General features: G+C 41.1%; 8 protein-coding genes. 2 read left to right on the top strand and 6 right to left on the bottom strand.

The genetic code is table 11. From position 1 onward, the window contains the following. Nucleotides 1-181: 181 nt before the first annotated feature. On the top strand, nucleotides 182-4,501 hold the full coding sequence (locus tag J3P37_RS12155; RefSeq protein ID WP_256011456.1) for a hybrid sensor histidine kinase/response regulator transcription factor: 4,320 nt from the start codon (nucleotides 182-184) through the stop codon (nucleotides 4,499-4,501). 88 nt (nucleotides 4,502-4,589) lie between these two features. Next, nucleotides 4,590-7,136: a family 20 glycosylhydrolase gene (locus J3P37_RS12150; RefSeq protein ID WP_256011455.1), complete on the top strand. Its 2,547-nt coding sequence runs from the start codon at nucleotides 4,590-4,592 to the stop codon at nucleotides 7,134-7,136. Nucleotides 7,137-7,216: 80 nt separating this feature from the next. Here the strand turns inward: J3P37_RS12150 and J3P37_RS12145 are convergent, their stop codons facing one another. The 6 genes from J3P37_RS12145 to J3P37_RS23125 form a co-directional block, all read right to left on the bottom strand. Continuing rightward, nucleotides 7,217-9,589 carry a glycoside hydrolase family 3 N-terminal domain-containing protein gene (locus J3P37_RS12145; protein WP_256011454.1) on the bottom strand — a complete coding sequence of 791 codons (2,373 nt, stop codon included), beginning with the start codon at nucleotides 9,587-9,589 and terminating at the stop codon, nucleotides 7,217-7,219. Nucleotides 9,590-9,692: 103 nt separating this feature from the next. Beyond that, on the bottom strand, nucleotides 9,693-11,507 hold the full coding sequence (locus J3P37_RS12140; RefSeq protein WP_256011453.1) for a DUF4955 domain-containing protein: 1,815 nt from the start codon (nucleotides 11,505-11,507) through the stop codon (nucleotides 9,693-9,695). Between the two features lie 45 nt (nucleotides 11,508-11,552). Then, entirely contained in the window at nucleotides 11,553-14,885 is a 3,333-nt protein-coding gene (locus J3P37_RS12135) for a T9SS type A sorting domain-containing protein (RefSeq protein ID WP_256011452.1), read from the bottom strand. A gap of 3 nt (nucleotides 14,886-14,888) precedes the next feature. Then, nucleotides 14,889-16,859 carry a right-handed parallel beta-helix repeat-containing protein gene (locus tag J3P37_RS12130; protein ID WP_256011451.1) on the bottom strand — a complete coding sequence of 657 codons (1,971 nt, stop codon included), beginning with the start codon at nucleotides 16,857-16,859 and terminating at the stop codon, nucleotides 14,889-14,891. Nucleotides 16,860-16,887: 28 nt separating this feature from the next. Further along, nucleotides 16,888-18,168 (bottom strand): polysaccharide pyruvyl transferase family protein, encoded by a 1,281-nt coding sequence (locus J3P37_RS12125; protein ID WP_256011450.1) that lies wholly within the window; start codon nucleotides 18,166-18,168, stop codon nucleotides 16,888-16,890. A gap of 63 nt (nucleotides 18,169-18,231) precedes the next feature. Beyond that, nucleotides 18,232-21,012: an MGH1-like glycoside hydrolase domain-containing protein gene (locus J3P37_RS23125; protein ID WP_256011449.1), complete on the bottom strand. Its 2,781-nt coding sequence runs from the start codon at nucleotides 21,010-21,012 to the stop codon at nucleotides 18,232-18,234. Nucleotides 21,013-21,023 lie beyond the last annotated feature (11 nt).

Raw genomic sequence — 21,023 nt, 5'->3', positions numbered from 1 at the left:
ACAGGGAATTTACTTTCTAAGACCCCTGCACAATATTACGCGACCTTTAAATTTGATTTTTTCCTATAGTCCTGATTACCTGCAATCCCGTTCGAAACAGTCAAAAAACTGAATAAATAACCTGTATTTTATCAAATTATTAATAAATTGTATCAGAAATTACCCTTTTAACGTGTTCGGGATGAAAATTGGTACACTTATTTTAGTTAAAGTTTGCTGTTTATTTACAATTACAACATATTCACAGCAGAATAATTTGAAATTCCGGCAAATTGAGACTACTCAGGGACTCTCAAACAGTGTTATTCAAACAATTTTCCAGGACAAGCAAGGCTTTATGTGGTTTGGCACCCGCGACGGACTGAACAAATATGATGGTTACAAGTTCCGGATCTATCGCCGCAGCGTTAACAACAAAAACACCATCCGTTCTAACGATATTAAAGGTATTGTACAGGACAGCCAGAATCAATTGTGGTTTGCAACAGCTGATGGCGGCTTAAATATACTCGACCTTCAGAAAGATAAATTTACAGAGCCTGATAAAATTTTACCCGGAAATAAACCGGTTAGCAATAATATCCGCTATCTGTATAAAGACAGGAAAAATAATCTATGGATCTGCAGCAGTGATAAAGGCTTATACGCCTATAATAAAGAAAGCGGCTATTACAGGCATTATAACACAAAATCTGCTATCGCGGCTGTTAGAGAAGACCACTTTGGGAATATTTGGGTAGGCATGGCTAATTCCGGACTCTTCGTGATCAATTCAAAAGGTAAAGTAGTGCATGAGTTCAGCACCAGCAAAGGAACAGGGAAAGGACTTTCTGATGATCATATCCGGTTCATTTTTGAGGATAGCCAGAAAAAACTGTGGGTTGGTACTTATGGCGGTGGATTAAATCAATTTGATTCCTCAACGTCATCCTTCCGGAAAATCAACTATGAACGATTAAATTCCAATAATCCTGAGCACACTTTTTTGCTGTGCATGGAGGAAGACGCCAAGGGAAACTTATGGATTGGCACTGAAAATGGAGGGTTGTTCATCTATAATCCTTCGCTACCTGCATCGATTTCTTATCAGCATATTGACAACGACCCCACAAGCCTTGGCAGTAACTCCATTAATTGTATAAAACGCGATGCAAAAGGCAATATGTGGATCGGTACTGCCAGTGCGGGTATTTCGATGGTAAGCCTGGACGAGTCGAGCTTTATCCACTATAAATACGAGCAGGGAAAAAACAGCCTGAGCAATAATATTGTAAACACTGTTTTTGAAGATTCTTCCAAGCGGATCTGGATAGGTACTGATGGCGGAGGTCTGAACTTGTTTAATCCTGAAAATGGAACATTCAGGTATTTTACTCACAGGGCCGGCAAGAACAGCATTTGTGGCAATTACGTGCTAAGTGTTAACGAAGATGCCAGGCACAATATATGGTTAGGGACCTGGGGTGATGGCATTACAGTTTTTAATTATGAAAAACAAAGTTTCAAACACTTCAGGAATAACCCGGCAGACCCGACAAGCCTAAGCAGTAATTATGCTTTCTCAATATTCAGGGACAGTAGAAACCGGATCTGGGTAGGTACCTATGGAGGTGGGTTAAACTTGTACGATGAAAAGACAGAATCCTTCACACGTTTTATCAACCAGGCCACCAACAGCAAAAGTATCAGCAGCAATCATATTCTGACGATTCATGAAGACCGCAGGGGAACAATCTGGATCGGCACCGATGGTGGCGGCCTGAATAAATTCAATGAACGAGATAATAATTTCACTGCCTATACGTCTTCCACAAAGTATTACGGCAAGGACAGCGAGAAGCTCAGCAACGACGGTGTCACATCCATTTGGGACGACGAAGATGGAAAACTTTGGATTGGCACTAACTTCGGATTAAACCACTTTGACCAGGACAGACTGGTCAATAATGCTTATTTCTCTGAAAATGGCTTATCAAATGATGCAATAGGCGCCGTAATTGGCGATAAAAAAGGCATACTGTGGATAAGCACGAACAAGGGTCTGACCAAGTTTGATCCCAAAAGCAAGAGGTTTGAAATCTTTTCAACCGCTGACGGATTACAGGCTGATGAGTTTAAATATGCCAAGTGCATTGACCATACGGGACAAATTTACTTCGGTGGCCGGAATGGATTCAATCTCTTCAATCCCGAAAAGATTAGTCCCGTTAATTATGATCCGCCTATTTTTTTCACCCGGTTTCAACTATTTAATGAGGATGTTTCTGTTGCTCAAAATGAAGAGGATCATTCTCCCTTAAAAATGGCAGTAAGTGATGCAAAAAAGATTATACTTTCCTATGAACAGTCATCATTTTCCTTCGAATTTGCTTCCTTAAATTATACTTCGAATGAGAAGAAACAATACCAATACAAGCTTGAAGGCTTTGAGAATCAATGGCACAAACTGGGTACACGCAACAGTTTAACCTACACAAATCTCGACCCCGGGGAATATGTTCTTAAGGTGAGAGGTCTTAAAAATAACAAGGAGTGGTCTAATCAAACCGCAAGTATCCGGCTTATAATCACTCCTCCTTTCTGGAAAACCTGGTGGTTTAAAACTTTACTTTTTCTGGCCGCGTCGGGCATTGTGATCAGCATCTTCTATCTGCGCCTTTCTTCAATTAAAAATAGGAACAGGCAGCTTGAGAAAGAAGTAAGGCTTCGTACTCATGAACTCTCAGAAAGCAACGCATTTCTTCTCGAAAGCAATGAGAAAATCAAACTCCAGAATGAAAACCTGGAAGAAGTAAATAAGGAGATCGTACGAAAAACAGATAAGATCCTTCAACAACAGGAGCACATCGTTGTTCAAAATCACAAACTGGAATCTACGGTTAAAGAACTTGAGATCAGCAATCAGACCAAAGACAGGTTCTTTTCCATCCTGGCTCACGACCTTAAAAACCCTGTTTCCGCATTAAGCGGACTCGCTGACTTGCTTAAAAACAGGCTCAATCAACTTGGGCCTTCAGAAATTTCTTCTTACGTATATGATATAAGCCGCTCATCAAATTCTGTAAACTCGCTCGTAACCAACCTACTTGACTGGGCCAGGACACAGTCGAAAGAGCTGCATTGTCAACCTGCAGACCTTAGCCTGCATGAACTAGTGGTAAAAAATGTTTACCTGGCTCAGATCCAGTTAGCCAACAAGAATATAAACTGCCGTGTGGATGTCGACAGCAGACATATGATCTATGCTGATTATCAAATGATCAATACCGTTATCCGGAATATTTTAGGAAACAGTATAAAGTTTACGCCAGTAGCCGGCGAAATTGAAATCACCTCGGCAGAAACTGAAGATCATTTCGATATCATTATCATAGACAGCGGGATCGGCATGTCTGCCCAGCAAATTGAACAACTAGGTCAGAGCAAGGCGCAGGCGTCTCTTGGGACAGCGGGTGAAACGGGGACAGGCTTAGGACTGCAGATCTGTAAGGATTTCATTAAGGCTAACCAGGGGATTTTGTCCATCCAAAGTATCCCCGGTAAAGGCTCAATGTTTATCATAAGCTTACCTAAATCTTCTAAGAGTGTTTCTCCACAGGAAACGAGCTTATCTGGTCAGCAAAAAACCGTAACGGCAATTACAGAAACTGAACAAATAAATAGTGCAGATATCGAATACACATTACCTCCGGGCCAAAGGCAGGTTTTGAAGGGAAAACGAATACTGATCGTAGACGACAATCCGCAGATTCGAAATTATCTGAAGCTTTTATTATCAGGAGTCTTTGAAATATTCGAAGCTCAGGACGGGCTGGATGGTATTAAGACTGCATCTGATTGCCAGCCTGACCTCATCATTTCAGATTTGATTATGCCTGTAATGAACGGCCTTGAGTTTTGTCATAAGATGAAAACAAATATTCTCACGAGCCATATACCCTTGTTAATGTTAACCGGAGAAAGTAACCAGGAAAGCCAGATCTCCGGATATGAGGCAGGAGCTGATATTTATATTACGAAACCTATAAATACCCAAATCCTTTTCAGAGTTATCTATAATCTCATTCATAACCAGGAAAACGTTAAAAGAAAATATACGCTGGCTGATCAGCTAATACCAGAGGACCTGGATTATAATAAGATTGACCGCGAGTTCCTTGAGAAAATGAGTTTATTTATTGAAGAGAACCTATCACAGGCGGACCTGGATTATAAAAAACTGAGTGAACACGCAGCAATGAGCCGCACGGTCTTGTATGCAAAGTTTAAAACTCTCACAGGCATGGGCGTGCACGACTTCATCAAAAATATACGGCTTAAAAAAGCATTAAAGTACCTGCAGGAAGGCAAGCTGAACATTAGCCAGATCGCTTATGAAGTTGGTTTTGCAACGCCATCCTATTTTTCGAAAAGCTTTACGAAACAGTATAAGCTTACACCGAAAGAATATATAACTTCTCTAAGAAAGAATCCCGCAGAAGCGAAACATATTGCACTATAGTATACATTGGGAACATAAATAAGAACTGCATTACATTGAATCCGGATTATTGGAAAATTGCAGAATGAGATCTGTGATAGCTTTGTGAATGCAATTTTTGTCATTTATAAGAGCTCAGAGCAGTGTAGTACTAACCCTGCTGCTTTCTACCTTACTGAATTCGAATAGTATAGCACAAAGCAATACCCCTGGCTACCAAAATGCTTTGATTTATAGCTGGGAAATAAATACGCAGAAAGCCACACGTCAGCCTGTGTTACTACTTAAAAACAACGGCGGCATTAATATCCCGGTTACCGGATGGTCTCTCTATTTTAATTCAATTAAAAAGCCATTTTCAGCTGGCGCTGATTCTCTCAAATATCACATAAGTCATATAAACGGTGATCGTTTCAGAATCAGCGTAAAGCCGGGTTTGAATTCTTTGAAACCAGGCGAGAGCTTCAAAATAAATATTTCTGTACCCGATATCCGTAACTTCACAGAAGTCCCCTCTGGATTTTATCTGGTATATGACAATGAACCCGGCAAAGGTTACTTACTAAAAAACACTACTTCCCTGGATATCAGCATTGAACCGGCAGTTGCTTTAGCATCATATAAAAAAAATGAACAATTAAATACGCTGCCCGCAGCTGAACCTTCTTTAATATTTCCAAGTCCGGTTAGTTACATCAGACAGAAAGGGTCTTTCGAGTTAACGAGTAAAACTATAATTGTGTCTCCTGTCAAATTCAGAATGGAGGCAGAACTTCTAGCGAGTGAACTCGCTGAAGTTCTAGGGACCAAGCCGGTAATTTCTACACAAAGAACCTCCTCGCCAGCCATAGAGTTGGCTTTGGGGGATTCTCCTGCTGGTGGCTACCTATTAAAATCTGCCACTAAAGGAATTACCATCACAGCATCGGAGGCTTCCGGAATATTCTATGGAATACAGTCGTTAAAGATTTTACTACCTCCAGAAGCATGGGCAACCAGGAAGGAAAATATTTCTATACCTGCACTTGAAGTTAGTGACGCCCCAAGGTTTGGACACCGGGCATTCATGCTTGATGTAGCCCGGAATTTTCAATCCAAAGAAAAAGTCCTTAAAGTGCTTGACCTTATGGCGCTCTATAAAATGAATGTTTTACACTTTCACTTAACGGATGATGAAGGATGGAGAATTGAGATCCCAGGTTTGCCCGAACTAACTGAAGTGGGGGCCAGGAGAGGACATTCTGCTGATATATACCAAATGCTTCCCCCAGCCTACGGCTCCGGACCGGATAGCAACAATCGTTTTGGAAGCGGCTATTTCAGTCGAAATGATTACCTGGAGATTCTAAGATACGCTACTGCCAGACATATTTGTGTCATCCCTGAGATAGAAAGCCCCGGGCATGCCAGGGCTGCTATAAAATCAATGGATGCCCGTTATCACAAATATCTCAGTAAAGGCTTGAAGACGGAGGCCGAACAGTTTATGCTTCGCGATCTTTCAGATAGTTCAGTATACCGATCTGTTCAGGGATGGACGGATAATGTAATCAATCCAGCACTCCCCTCTACTTATAATTTCATCAGAAAGGTCACTAATGAATTGGTGAAAATGTATGTTGATGCTAATGCGCCCCTTAAGATGATTCATATGGGTGGGGATGAAGTGCCAGAGGGTGTTTGGGCCAAATCTCCGGCTGTGAATTCCCTGCTTTCGCGGGATACCAGCATAAAAACAGTCTATGGAATGTGGAAATATTATTACGGAAAAGTAAACGACATTCTGAAGGAGAATAATCTGCACCTGTATGGATGGGAGGAAATCGGCCTTAAAAGAATGGTTCTAGGCGGAAAGAAAAAATGGGTATTAGATCCCTCGGTTGCGAATCGTGGCTACACCACTGATGTTTGGAATAATATCATCGGAACAGGAGCAGAAGACCTGGCTTATAAGCTCGCCAACGCGGGCTTCAAGGTGGTGCTTTCTAATGTGACTAACATGTACCTGGATATGGCTTATAATAACAGTTTTTATGAGCATGGTATGAATTGGGCCGGTTTTGTGAATGTAGACAAGCCTTTTTATTTTATCCCTTATAACTATTACCTCACCACCACAGAGAATGAGTATGGTGAAGCTGTTTCGCAGGAGTTCTTTAAAAATAAGGATGCGCTGAAGCAATCGGCTATAAAAAACATTGTAGGTTTACAATCTGCTCTTTGGACAGAGACTATTGTACAAGACAGTTTGCTTGAATACATGCTGCTTCCTAAGTTATTAGGTGTAGCTGAGCGGGCATGGGCTAAGGAACCGGCATGGTCAAACCTGAATGGCACAATCTTTACAGACCACCGGTATAAGACAGCATGGAATAAATTTACCAGCACAATTGGTTTAAGAGAACTTCCCAGACTGGCTTTTTACAAAGGAGGTTTTAGCTATCGGATACCTGAGCCAGGGGTAGAATGCCTGAATGGAGTGGTAAAAGCTAATGTTCAGTTACCTGGCTTTACCATACGCTATACAACTGATGGAAGCGAGCCAACTATGAATAGCCCCATTTATACCTCTGCCATAAAAGATAAAGGCATAATAACATTAAAAGTATTCTCCAGGCAGGGACGGTCGGGCAAAAAAGTAGTTGTCCACAACTGATGATTATTGCCGATTTTTCTGAGAAATATCTCTACAAGGATATCATCCGAACTGAAAGGTCGGCTGATATCCTTGTTTTTTTACGGTTTAACTATAAGTTCACTATTCAGTCGAATGTCTTCTGATGAGCTTCCCACCATAATCTTAAACTTTCCAGGCTCAACAGTCCAGTTCATGTTCTTATCCAGCAGGGCTAGATCATCCGGCTTTAGCGTAAATATTACCGTCCGCGTTTCACCAGGCTTTAGCCTGATCCGCTCAAAGCCTCTCAGATCGAACTCGTAAGTAGTAACACTACTAACCATATCCTTTACATATAACTGGACCACCTCGTCTCCTGTAAGCTTACCTGTATTGGTGATATCTGCAGACACTTCAATAGTCGCTGCCGGATTAATCGCAGCTGAACTTAACTTCAGGTTACTGTACTCAAACGTGGTATAACTTAAGCCAAAACCAAAAGGATATAAAGCACCGTTTACCCGGGTTTTTCCATAACCGTTAGGACCATCGCTTGGCTGCCCTGCATGTGATGCAGGTTTATAGGGAAAGTTATATTCCAGCTGCCCAATTGATTTAGGGAAAGTTACCGGCAGTTTTCCACCGGGGTTGTTCTCGCCAAATAAGGTTTCAGCAACTACTCTTCCACTTTGAGGCCCAGGAAACCAGGCTTCCAAAATAGCAGGCAAATAACGATTCTCCCAGTTAATGGTTAGCGGCTGACCATTTATTGTGACCATCACTACCGGTTTTCCGGTTGCGTGCAGAGCCTGTAACAATTGAAGTTGTCTTCCAGGAAGGTTTAATCCGGTTCTGGATAAACTTTCGCCTACACGCTTTTCATCCTCTCCCACTACCGCTATGATTACTTCGGCTTTTGCCGCTTGTAAAACCGCCTTGTCGATGGCACTCTTTTCCTCTGCCGTTAGCGGGGTGGGAATGATCTCACTTTCGGGCCATGTAGCATCTACCACATCACAGCCCTTTTCGTAATTTACTTGTATTGAGTTCCCTACATATGCTTTGATACCATCCAAGACAGTTACTACATCATTGTTTGAAGGTCCATAACGACTGGTGGTATAATTCTTTTCGTTAGCCAGCGGACCGGTAACTAAGATGTTTTTTAATTTTGAACGATCAAGCGGAAGCAAATTGTTCTCATTTTTTAATAACACGACCGACTGACGGTTTATTTCCAGGGAGAGTGCTTCATCGCTAGTAGTGTGTACCAATTTATCTGCAGACTTGGGATCTGCAACATAAGGCTGTTCAAAAAGTCCAAGTCTTAATTTTACTCTTAGTACATTTGCTACACGTTCATCAAGTGTCTTCATAGACACCTTCCCCTCTCTGACCAACTCCCTTAAAGGAAGAATATAATCATCCGGCAAGGTGAAATTCGTTCTTACGTCGAGTCCTGCTTCAACAGCTTGCTTAACTGCCCCTTTATAATCGTCGACCACATGATGCTTCGTTTCGATATATTCTACCGCCTCACTATCAGAAACCACATAACCATTAAATCCGAATTTATGACGCAATAACTCCGTCAGAAAAAAATAACTTCCCGTAACAGGAACACCATCCCAATCATTGTAACTACTCATCACGCCCATAGGAGCTGCCTCCTTAATTACTTTCATGAAGGGATAAAGATAAAGCTGGTACATTTCCCTCGGTGCCACATGCGGATCCGTACGGGCATTTCCATCTCTTCCCCCTTTCGGGATACTGTACACTGCATAATGTTTTAATGTGGAAGCCACTCCCTGACTTTGAATGCCTAGAACCATTTGTTTACCCATCTCTGCGATGTGAAAAGGGTTTTCTCCATAACACTCAACCACCCGTCCCCAACGCGGATCTCTTGCCGGATCCAGGATAGGTGCATATACGTTTGTATAACCCAGTGCCTTAGCTTCTCTTCCAGCTATGGTTCCTGCCTGATTAACGAGTTTCTTATTCCAGGTGCTGCCAATTGAAATAGGGGCAGGTAATGGTGTAGCCCTGTCGTGATTAAGCCCGTGTATCCCTTCATTCGAGAAATCGACCGGAATGCCTAAACGGGTTTCTTCTACAAACCATTTCTGCACGGTATTTATCGCAGTTGCGTGTTTACTATGGGGATAAGAATAAGCGGTTTTCGATCTGGGATGATAGGCAAGTCCGTTAAGATGTTCATCAATATTGGCTATGCCATCTTTCCAGATCATTTGCTTCCATTGAGGAGTAGGGAGTTCATCCTTTAATACCCTGCCAAAGCCATATAAAGTAGCAGTTTGATTGGTCTTTTCCTCCAGTGTCATTTGCGAAAGAAGATCTTGAACTCTCTTTTCTATCTCTTGAGAAGGGTCTTCAAAGATGTCCTTTTTACCATTTTTATTAAAGTCAATCCAGCCTTTTTTGTAGATGGATTGCTTTTGGGCAAATGAAACTGTTGTAAAACTCAAAAAAGATAATAATAAAAACAGAAATTTCATTGAACTTACAATATGTGTGTGTGTGTGTCTTTTAATCAGCTATTAATAAGAATCCGTCAAAAATATAGAGTCCTCAATTAGTCAACTTCGCGTCCTTACTTTTGTGCCTCAATAGAAACTGTGCCTTATATAAAGAAGATGGAGCCACTCGTCCTTTGTTAAAAAACTCGGTATAAACCCAATCATCTCTTGTATCGACCGTGCTACCATTGAGCTCAAGTTTGATATCGGGACTAAAGTAGCCAATTAGGATGCTTTTTGAATATAATTTATGATGATCTTTTTCAGGATGATTGTATGCAGCAGATTGCCAAAGCCAGGATACAAACACTTCTCTTGACGACTTATGTCCTTTCGTTTCAATATTCCACCAGGTGTTATAATTACCGGCATGAGGCAATTTACTCACACCCCCACCACCCGAGATCTGATGGAATCCTTTAATATTCTCAAAAAGATTGTGTGAAGGTGGCGAAAATCTCCCGTCTATAAAACCATGAAAGTCAAAATCACCAGGCACCTTATCAGAACGATGATAATTGATTGAGGTAAAAACATTCCCCATTGCATTTCCCTCTCCGCTCAAAATATGCGTATAATTACTATAAAAATCTGAGTTCTGAATCAAGTTATCTGAAGCATGACCATATATTTTGATCCCGGAATGTCCGTCATGGCCTTCCATCCTAAGTCCGGTAACTGTCAGATTTCGGCTATCCAAAAGATAGGTCGGGTTTGTGAAATCAACCATCGTTACATTCTTTATCCAACCATGGGCAACCCTGCAGAAGTTTATGGCATTCCAGCCATAATCCATCATAGCACTTTCATATTTGGTAGATTTAAGGCATCCATGGTGACAATAAACACCTTTCCAGGCGCTTTCAATACGAATGTCCTCTATACCTATTTCCTTAAGCATGGGCGCCTCTGCAATAACCGGTTGATAGACCATTTTAATGTCCTGACGCAATGGTTGCCTCAATTTAATTGTTGACGAGTTAACCACGCTCTCTACCTCTACTAGCCATTGAAAACTAGGAGCTTTTAAAATCCCGGCCTCATTAGCTACTTTATGATGGGCTTCAAAGTTTTTATACGGCTTTAAAAGTTCTTTAATAAGATTTCCATCGGCAGAGGTGTTATACATCCCCATAAGAATTACATCGCCGGCTTTGATTCCGGAACTTGATTTAACCTTAATAATTTGAGAGCCTTTACTCGCCGCGGCAGAAACTTGAGTGAGTATTTTCGCCGTATAGAAAATTCCTTTTTGTTTGGGTTGTTTTTCTAGCTGAGCTTTGGTTGCTTCAGGATAATCAATTCCCCAGAAACCATCCGAGCCTTGGAGGCTGTAAGCTGTTTGGAATAAGAAAGGGGAAAGCCAGGGATGCCTGTCAAATTGTAAAAGGTCATTTCCCATAAAAAAAACGGAACCATCTTTTCCCTGCCCTTCTCCTTTTATAATTATATTACTATAATTTATCTGAATAAATTTCTTTTGGGTACTGTCCATATTCAACAAGTACCGGCCCTTTGGAAACCAAACTGTTCCACCACCAGCCTTTCCCAAGCTGTCAATAATCTGCTGTACACGCTCAGTACAATCCTGTGAGCCGTTTGGCAGTACGCCATGTCTACTTACATCGACAATATTTTTAAGCTTGCCAGGAAGCTCTTTTTCGCCATAGTGATATCCGGCATAGGAGAAATCTGCTAAATCACTTTGATTCTTATTTTTCTTAAAGGATTTAAAAATTTTCGGTTCGGGAAGATCAGAGCTATCATTCTGGGCATATACAGGAAAGGTCATGACTTTTAACAAAAAGAGTAAACTCCATACCTTAAGCCGAAAAGGATCTGTTTGATACAAATGTATTTGTTTCATTTTCTTTATCTACGAGCGGGTGAAATAGGCAGATCAAAACTTAGGCTATTTCTTGACAAGCTTATAGTAAGATCTATTAGACCCATCATTTACCTCCAATAAATATAGCCCAGAAGTTTGAGAAGAAATATCGACATTTAGCTTCGTTTCCTCCGATTTAAAGTTAACCACCTGAAGCAATTTTCCTGTGAGATCCCATATATTCCCATACCGGTTAGACTGAGATTTAGGCATTTCTATAGTAAAAACACCATCCGATGGATTCGGATAGACCACCATGCTCATTTTTTTAGCTATTTGTAATTTAACCTGTTGTTTCTCTTGCTGGATACCTAATACCTGCATATCGGTATTATCGGCAAACAGCTGATTGGAATACGAAGATTTACAGCCGCCTTTTGCAGCATATACTCTATAAGTATATTTTCCGGCCTCAGTAATTGAATCCTCATAGCTCTGGGTTTGGGCGGGCAAAGTGGCTATTGGACTAAACGCTGAATTTCCTTTTTTTCTTTCCACTATATAAGAAGTTTCATCAGTGGCCAAATCTCTCCAGGTAATTCCAATTTTGTCCGGCTGCAGTAAAGTGCAGACAAGCGAGTCGGGGGCAATTGGTTTATTATCCATTAGCCTGAGGTAACCTACACCGTCAAATACACTTCTCGAAGAAGAAACGCCATAATAAATGTCATCAATAATGACCGAGAAACCACTTACACCTTGTACTGTGCCCAACTTTGCCCGGTACAACCTGTTAGACGTGCTGGTTCCTGTATTATCAGCTAATAATTCTGCGCCTGCTGTATTCCTGTCAAAAGTGATAAAAGAACTTTCTGTACTAAGCCGGGCTTTCGTTTTCCATGGCTGTGTAGATGGTGACATATAATAGAAATAAATATCGTAGGTACTGCAGGAGTCTAATCCATCATTTACAGAAAGTGTGATCTCTGGTGCATTTTCGGTTGCCGAAGATGAGCGAATATAGTCCCTGTCTACTGTACCTATCCCTCCGGAATTTTGCAGCGTCCATTTGTTATCTGTATCACTATGGGTGGTTGAAAAGGCTGTTGCAGGCGAACAATTCGAATAATTTGCGTTAATAAAAACATGTTCGGCGACAGACTGAATGGTTTTGAAAACCGGCAGTGCATGCCATTCACTTTCATTGCCATAGCAACTGGTTCTTATTTCATAAGAATAATACGTTTCGGGCTGCAGCCCTCCCAATTTGACGGTAGTATCCTGTAAGTTATGCGCGTAATTCCAAACCGAATCTGCTTCCAGCCTGTACCGGATATCATAATTAATGGCGTCGGAAACGGCATTCCAGGTTAAGCGCGCTGTCTTACCTGTCAGGCTATCTACTGAAACATCGGATGGCGTAGCACAGGCTGGCAAAGCAGAGCAGCCGTTGTCGTCCTTTTTGAATAAGATGAGTGAGGTATAAGGTGCTAGAACTGTGCTACCACAATATGCCTCATTTTTGGCATCTATATACCTACCTACAGGCAGTGTAATTGACTTTGGGGAAGCTGTGGTATTGTAGTAGAACTTGATTACTTCTCCAGGATCGGTATTTATATCGTATCTAACCGGAGATGGAAGAGTACCATTTATTACTGGTGCTGCTATTTCCCAGTCATAAGGGGTATATTTTTGAATCTGTTGTACACCGCTTTCCTTAACATAAACCTGCACTATCGTATCCTGGAAGGGGTTGATCACATAATTATCTACGTAATTACCCAGCTCCTGAAAGGTAAATTGTTCCGTATTATCTAAATTAATTACATAATGCGGCACTGTACTATCACTTACCAGAATATTTTCCTTAACCAGATACTCAGGACTGCTATACGGCTTATATATAGAAAATTCGTTGACTCCAGAGCTGAAAGAAGTATTATTATAAAACTGATTGCCTTCCCTGTTATAATTTGCAAATAGTCCTGCGCCATTTACAAATGCTACGGTATTGTTTCTTACAGTCACTCCGGTACTTAGATTATCTACATAAATCCCATTCGCTTTACTGTATTCACCGGGAGCCCCCAGCATCTCTCCTACACTATTGAAAACGAAATTCTCTTCGATGATCATGCCAGAGTTAGCGCCGTTCTGGTAGTTTGTATAAATTCCAGCCATATCTTCCAATATCAAACAGGCACTATCTACTACATTTCTTTTTACCAGATTATTGAGTCCTGCGGAAAGGATACCGGTGTAACCCGTTTTCGACACATGGTTATTTGACACTTCGGTATTTGGAGAATTAATGTCTATACCTATAAAGGTCTTGCTTTTTCCATACGCTTCATTACCAATATTCCTCACCACGTTATTTTTAAATACTAGCTGGCTGTTGGTGGTATTGGCAAAGGCTCCAGTGTTATTTATATCGCTTATAGAATTGTTCTGAAATAACCCGCCTATACAGCCCGTATAGACAATTCCGTCACCTCCCGAAGCGCTGATGTTCACATTTTCAATAACAGAGCCCGGGCTATTTGTAAGACAAACTGCGATCTTTCCCGCACAGGTAACATCTACATTTTTAAGGGTGACATTTGAAGCACTACGAATGTGTATAATAGTATCTGTACGAGGAAAACGAATTGACTGAGTATTTGGATCAATTGCAGAATGTAAGTAAAGCTTGCCGCTGGCTGAATTGTATGCCCACTCTCCTTCGGTATCTATTGCCTTGATATCGTTTACAAAAAAATAGCCATACCCGTCCCTCAAATTTTGTATCCCAGTAACCGAGGGTATAGTGATCGAATTTCCGGAGTGTAAGCTAACCTTTGTGCGGTTAAGCCGCCATCTCTCTGAACGAATTACTATTTCTGAGCCGGTCCAATCGGGAGATCCGCTAAGATCATTATCTGTTATCTGAGTTAATCCTGCATGCGATTCAAAGTTGAAATAGCCATTATTTACCGTTTTATTTGGATGCCTGGAGATAGGTAACCTGGTATCTGTATTAAAAAGATTTGTCACAGCCACAGGCTTGTTACCTGAAAAAGTAGTTTCCCATACAGAACCGCTAAAAACCGTCCAGGTACTGCTCACCTGTTCTGAGCCGCTTAGTACTGGATTATTTCCTGAACCATAAGCATCGATAGTGACACCCGAGGAAATGATCCTTAGCTTTCCGATAAAGATATTTCCTTTTTCAAGTAATATTCTGTCACCGGCGTTGAAGTTGAAGCTATTAACTTTTGCAAGCGTTTTCCACGCTGCTGCCTCTGAGGTTCCTGCAGCCAGATCGCTCCCGCTAGCTGAAACATAATAGGTTGTTTGTGCAAAACCTGATGCCGACACCAGAATGAACAGGCACAGGCATACAACTTTAAGGACATTCCGGAATACTGTCATATTTTATATTTTATCTTTTTTAAACAGCACCAATGAAGAATAGGGAGAAACAGAAACAGTACCCATATATTCTTTATTTTTTGCATCTACAAACAATCCCTTAGCAAGACTATACTTCTGAACTGAGTTAGTGGTATTATAAAAAAATTGTATAGCATCTTTAGGTGTATCAGCGGTGTATTTTACCGGCGAAACCCTATTGTCAATCACTGTATTAGCAGCCAGACCTTCCCATTCTTCAACTGATAAACGTTTAAGTTCAGCCTTAATTCCGCTTTTATAATTCACTTTTACAGTTTTTGCATGGAATGGGTTAATGATATGATTATTCTTAAATAGGCCGATCTCGTGAAAAGTATACTTATTAGTTTTACCTATCAGGAAAACCAGATGATTCTCAGCTGGATTATTAGATACCAGAATGTTCCTCTGTACATCGTATTGGGGAAGAGTATCTGGGTTAGTGATGTAAAACTCGCTGTAACCGCTCTGAAACGATGTATTATCATAGATCTTATTATCACGAAGAGTGGAATGAATAAATATGCCGCTCCCATCTACAAAGGCTACCGTGTTGTTACGCACCGTGACGCCTTGTGACCGGTTATCCAGATAAATACCATTCGCCAAACTATGCTCACCAGCACCTCCGCCTGGCAGACATGAGCTGTTCATCACAATATTTTCTTCGATGATGGTACCTGAGGTATTATTAATGTTATTGTTCGTATAAATCCCTCCCATATCTTCCAGTATCCTGCAAACGCCATCAACAATATTCCTTCTTACCAGGTTATTTTCTCCGCATGCAATTATGCCGGCGTAACCTGTGTTATTTACCTTATTATTAAGCAGCTCTGAAAACGAAGAGTTGCAATCTATGCCAATGAAAGTTTTACTTTTACCATAAGCAGGATTTCCAATGTTCCGGACTATATTATTCGCGAACTTAATGTGACTGGAGGACTTTGTACTAACTACACCGCTCCAGTTTGCATCGGCAATGAGCGTATTTTGTAAAGCAGAATTAGTACTGCTGTTAAAAACAATACCATCTCCGCCGGAATACAGGATTTCGGCGTTGTCAATTATTACCCCGGAAGATCTGCTCACCGAAATCCCCAATTTACCGGAATACATTACTTTAATATTTTTTAAAGTTACATTCTGAGCCTTTGTCACCGAAACCAAGGTATCGGTTAGCGAGACAGTGATCCTGGATTTATTAGGGTCTATGGCAGAATAAAGATATATTTTGCCGATGGCCTGATCATAGGCCCACTCTCCCTCCTGGTTGATAGCTTTTAGGTCGTTTACAAAGAAATATCCGAAACCGTCGCGCAAGCGGGGTATCGATTTCACCTGCTTAAACTCAATAATTTGTCCCTCATGATTTAAAACCCTCACTTTTTCCATGCGCCAAAGCTCCGACCGAACAATCATATCAGTACCCGTCCAGTTTATTTCATCGTCTAAGTCTTTATCGGTGAACTTATTTGCACTTTCATGAGATTCGAAATTTAAATAGCCATTATTTACGTCTGTATCAGGATAACGACTAATGGGCTGAGGCACTTCATTTTTGAATAAAGTATTTATTTGTGCGGGCTTGTTTCCTATCTGAACTTCCCATATCCCCTTTCCCCTATGCTTCCAGGTATTAGTAACTAATTCTGCACCACTAATTATTGGCTTTTGTCCCTTTCCATAAGCATCCACAATAAGCTTATTCGAAGCGATCCTTAATTGGCCATAAAATACATCTCCTCTTCTAAGCAATATTCTGTCTCCGGGCCTGAAAGCTGTACGGTTCACCTTTTTAAGCGTTTTCCATGCGCTGGCTTCTGATGTTCCGCCGGCCTGATCGCTCCCTGTAGCTGAAACGTAATAGGTAGTTTGCGCAATGCCCGTCGCTGAAATGAAAATAAATAAGCATAGGCAGGTTATTTTAGATAAGTAAAAGTTCACTGTCATGTTCTACTGATTTTACGGAGGTTTTTTGTTACGAATTGCTTATCTTCCTTACTAGTTGCATTGATTTCTTCTGAAGGGATTTTACTTTTCCATCCGATTTCTTCATTTCTGATAACGCCCATGAATAGTTGTTATGAATTTTCATTAATGCATCTCCAATCTGTTTCGCGGAGGTGTCTTCAATTTCAAATAACCAATCTGAAAGCCCGATATCTCTCCACATTTGGCCTTTCGTGGTATCTGTCGGCTGCTTTAAATGGATAGATGGAACTCCTTCGGTAAATGCAATGATAGGAGAGTGCATTTCATAGCTGACCAATGCTCTTGCTTTTGCATAAACAGATCCAGCCTCGTCGGGATTCCAATAACGATCCCTCCAAACTACATTCTTTTTGACGTCTTCCGGTAGAGGATCTACAAGAACTTCTTTAGCCATTGCTACCTGATAGGTCATCTCCGGGCAGGCAAGCACCTTAAGATTAGTTTCCCTTACCCAACGTATAATTACTTCCCTCAATTTAGCGGCATCAGCCTCTTTATATTTAAGAGAATTTTCGTATTTCTTTTTCTCCTCTTCTGTGGGAGGGATATTTCTTATTTGGAAATACGGAGTATACCGCAAACGTGGAATGGCGCATATAAACTCTCCAGCTTTTAAGCCCGTCGACTTTAAATACCTGTCGGCTTTTTCTTCATTATGCAGCTTAATAGCAAAAGTAGCATCTGGGGCGAATTCAAGCACGGGAATTTTTAAATTCAAAGATTTAATAAACTTAAGAGAAATTGTATCCCTCGCATAGAAAAAAGAAGCTTTGTTAAGCAGATCCTTTAAACCGGCACTTGCTGTTTCCAGAGATACACCATAAATCCCGAAAGGCTTTTTCGTAAGTTTTGACCATGCATTTAAATCAGCGCTCGCCGCCACCCAGGGACCAGATCCATGCACCATTAATTGACAATCTTCAAAAGCTTTTTTTAATTCAGTGTTACCCGGATTGCCCTGGGCGTCAAGATTGCCGATTACAATTTTCAGCGATGGAAAGCTCTTTTTTAATAATTCATCTACTCCATTATTGATGCTGACAGGCCAGAGAATAACGTCAGCATCAGGAATGTGTCGCTGAAAAAGTTCCATTATTCCAAACGTATGTCCAATATCTCCAATATTCACTGTCTGCCAGGATGATCTTAACAGTATCGTGGGTCTTGCGCTTCCCGGACTGGCGGCGAGAGCATTTACAACGGAACCTAAAAAAGGGATAGAAGTAAGACAAGCAGCCTGCTTTAAAAATTGTCTTCTGTTTTGCATGTGTTTATAATTATTACGGGCAAGAAAATGTCTGATTTTTGAAGTATAGACCCCCTGAAATAATTATGGGTGAACAGAAATTGAAACTTCCTTTGCTTTTAACTGCCGTATGCTGATTTCGAGTAAGCCAGCAAGACTTTCCCTAAACCCGGCTTTTTTTCCGTTTACAAATACCTGGTATTTTTTCCCGGCCGGCATGCATATTAATACCGTCTGCTGTTCTTCCATGGTTCCAAACATTATCCTGGCTTCTAGTGTATCCGAACCGGGCTGATAAGTTTTAGATTCGATCCAACTGTTAAAACCCGAAGTTATGGTTCCAGGCTTGTAGTAGGCAGCAAACCAATTTAAAACCGGTGCCGACAAGCCTGAAAACTGATGCCAGCCGTTTCCTCGCCCTGTTTGTACCCGGAATATTTCATAAGTGTTATAGGTGGAATCCACTTCCGTTTTATACAGATCCAGCGCGGTTTTAGCTATTTTATTGGCATGCCTGGTTTCACCCAGATCGAGCATGGTCTTCCAGACAAACCATTGATGGGCAAACCATATAGCTCCATTCCAATAGCCGTTCTTACTAAAATAGCCGGCCGATTGATCGACCACTGAAAGCCCGATATCTGTCCATAACTTACCGGAAGTGAATAGTTTTTTTAGTGCCTCGGCCTTTTGATCCTCAGTACAAATTCCTGCGATAAGCGGATATAGCCCGTCGAGCCCCTTATTGAAATTCTCACCTTCAGGCGTTCTTAAAATATATGACGCTTCTTTAGTTATCCTATCGTGAACCACATAACCGAAATATCTTGACTCTTTATCCCAGCTATTTTTCTGAATCGCTTTTGTAAACGAAGAAATATCCTTTTGGTAAGCCGCAACATCTTTAAGATTTCCTGAAGTAGCCGCGGCCATCGACATTATTTTTGCGATCCGTATGGCCATCGCTGTAGTGATAACAGGTGCCGTATGAGCAGCAAGCCCCCTGTGATGCATATACTCCTGGGCCGGGTAATCATCCCATCCTCCTGAATTATAAAAATAATCAAAAGGACGCAGCAGGCCGGATTTCAAATTATTCATAGTTGAACTTCCATACTGCCCGGTAAAAAACAGATAATATTTACGAAGCCTGGGATAGAAATACTTAAGCAGTTCTGTCGACTGCGTTTTATTCCAAAGCTCCTGATAAAGGAAAAACTGTACGGGTACAAGAGAACCATGCTGAACAAAAGCATTAGGGTTGCTTTCATTATTGGTATATGAATTCAGGCTTTCTACCGCACGCCGCAGGTCGACCTCAGCCATCCCCAAGCCTATAAAACCTGAATCCCAGGTATATAAGCTATTCCAACGCTTCCCGGGAGTAAAATGACGTGTGTATTTACCTCCGTTATAAATAGGATACACTACGTTTTGCAGAAGTGTGGCTTTCATCCTTTCTTGGCTAAAAACATAGGGTTTCCCCTCAGGATTAATGGAACCTAACGTTTCCACTTCGTTTACAAGTGGAACAAGATCCTCATTTGCGAAGTCCTTAAATACATTCTCTAAGTGCTCTTTATCGCCCTGACAAAGTATTACAAAAATTGTCTTGCTGGATAAGGGAGCCAGTTCTATAGGACGAATAAAGACATTTGCATGATGGCCCTCACTCTTATCAGTCACACTCGGATAAATATTATCGCCAGCTACTTTCCTTAGAGAAACGTCCATGTACTTACCATAAAGGTCGCGGAATATATAAGGTTCTGAACTCTTCCAGGAAATACCATAGTGCTGCTGTAAGCCCGGGAACTTCAATATTAAACTTTTATCGCCTATCTCCTGCACAGGCAAAAAATCGGAAGAACTTTTTTCAAAACTTACCGACGCTAGTTCGTCTTTTTCTACGAGCGTGAAGCCGTCTATTTCCACACTTGTTGAGTTGGCAGCAACAAACCTAAGAATTTGGGAACCTGCCGCCATCTTACCAATCGGTACAACATATTGCTCCATCTTTCCGGTGCCTTTTAAAGACAATATCTTTTGTGCTAAGCCATCGGTTTTCAAAATGGCAGAACTTCCCTCAGCAACTCTATATCTTAATACCAAATGAGCATTTTCATATCCATCAGCATCAAACTTATAAGATACGAAGTCGCCTTTATGTCTTCCAAAGCCATCAGCCAGCGCGCTCCCATTTGTAAACTGACTGCTCCGCCATTCACCTTTAAGCAGGCCATCAGGGCGTAGCTGATCATCCGGACGGGGAACTACATATTCTAACGTATCATATTCGATGCCGCCTGTCCATTTTCTTCCAAAAGGAAGTTTAACCTGCATGGGTCTTACTTCAGGATAACTGATACCGGCCAGCATGTTGACAGATAAAGCCTGGGTTTCGAGCGTATTATTTGACAATTTTATCTGCACCAGGCGAGCGTCCTCTTTAAATTTAGTAACAGAAAGGTCTGCAAATATTTTATCCTTCCATGCAATCTCCTGTCTAAATGAAAAACTATTTAAATCCGTTGTAGCGGTCCATGGGTGAAAATCAGATTCAAATAAGTGGTTAGGAATAACAAGTTTACCTCTATAATAGCCCGTAACAACAGTAAAATCGAACCTGATGCCCTGATCCCTATTTGCAATATGCGATACGCCTGCGTAAGATTTAGAATAGGGCCCCCAATCGGGTGCTGTTATATCATGCGAGTGGTTTAACTTCTCAAATTCCTTTTCAGAAAGAGCGGTTTGCGAGAAAGAGGATTCCGCAACGAGTAAAAGGAAAAGCAAAATTATTCCATACTTGTGCAGAAAAAGTTTATGAATCAAGCCTACAAACGACTTTGCTTGATATGTCACGGGATGATTAT

The organism is Desertivirga xinjiangensis, from assembly GCF_024436435.1.
GTDB lineage: Bacteria > Bacteroidota > Bacteroidia > Sphingobacteriales > Sphingobacteriaceae > Desertivirga > Desertivirga xinjiangensis.
Note: the sequence above shows the minus strand (reverse complement) of the source record. Positions and strands in the feature narration are given on the sequence as shown.

What these genes read in the sequence shown, in the direction of transcription:
- J3P37_RS12125 (WP_256011450.1), bottom strand. Translation starts at nt 18,168, where the DNA reads ATGCAAAACAGAAGACAATTTTTAAAGCAGGCTGCTTGTCTTACTTCT.
- J3P37_RS12135 (WP_256011452.1), bottom strand. Translation starts at nt 14,885, where the DNA reads ATGACAGTATTCCGGAATGTCCTTAAAGTTGTATGCCTGTGCCTGTTC.
- J3P37_RS12140 (WP_256011453.1), bottom strand. Translation starts at nt 11,507, where the DNA reads ATGAAACAAATACATTTGTATCAAACAGATCCTTTTCGGCTTAAGGTA.
- J3P37_RS12150 (WP_256011455.1), top strand. Translation starts at nt 4,590, where the DNA reads ATGCAATTTTTGTCATTTATAAGAGCTCAGAGCAGTGTAGTACTAACC.
- J3P37_RS12155 (WP_256011456.1), top strand. Translation starts at nt 182, where the DNA reads ATGAAAATTGGTACACTTATTTTAGTTAAAGTTTGCTGTTTATTTACA.
- J3P37_RS12130 (WP_256011451.1), bottom strand. Translation starts at nt 16,859, where the DNA reads ATGACAGTGAACTTTTACTTATCTAAAATAACCTGCCTATGCTTATTT.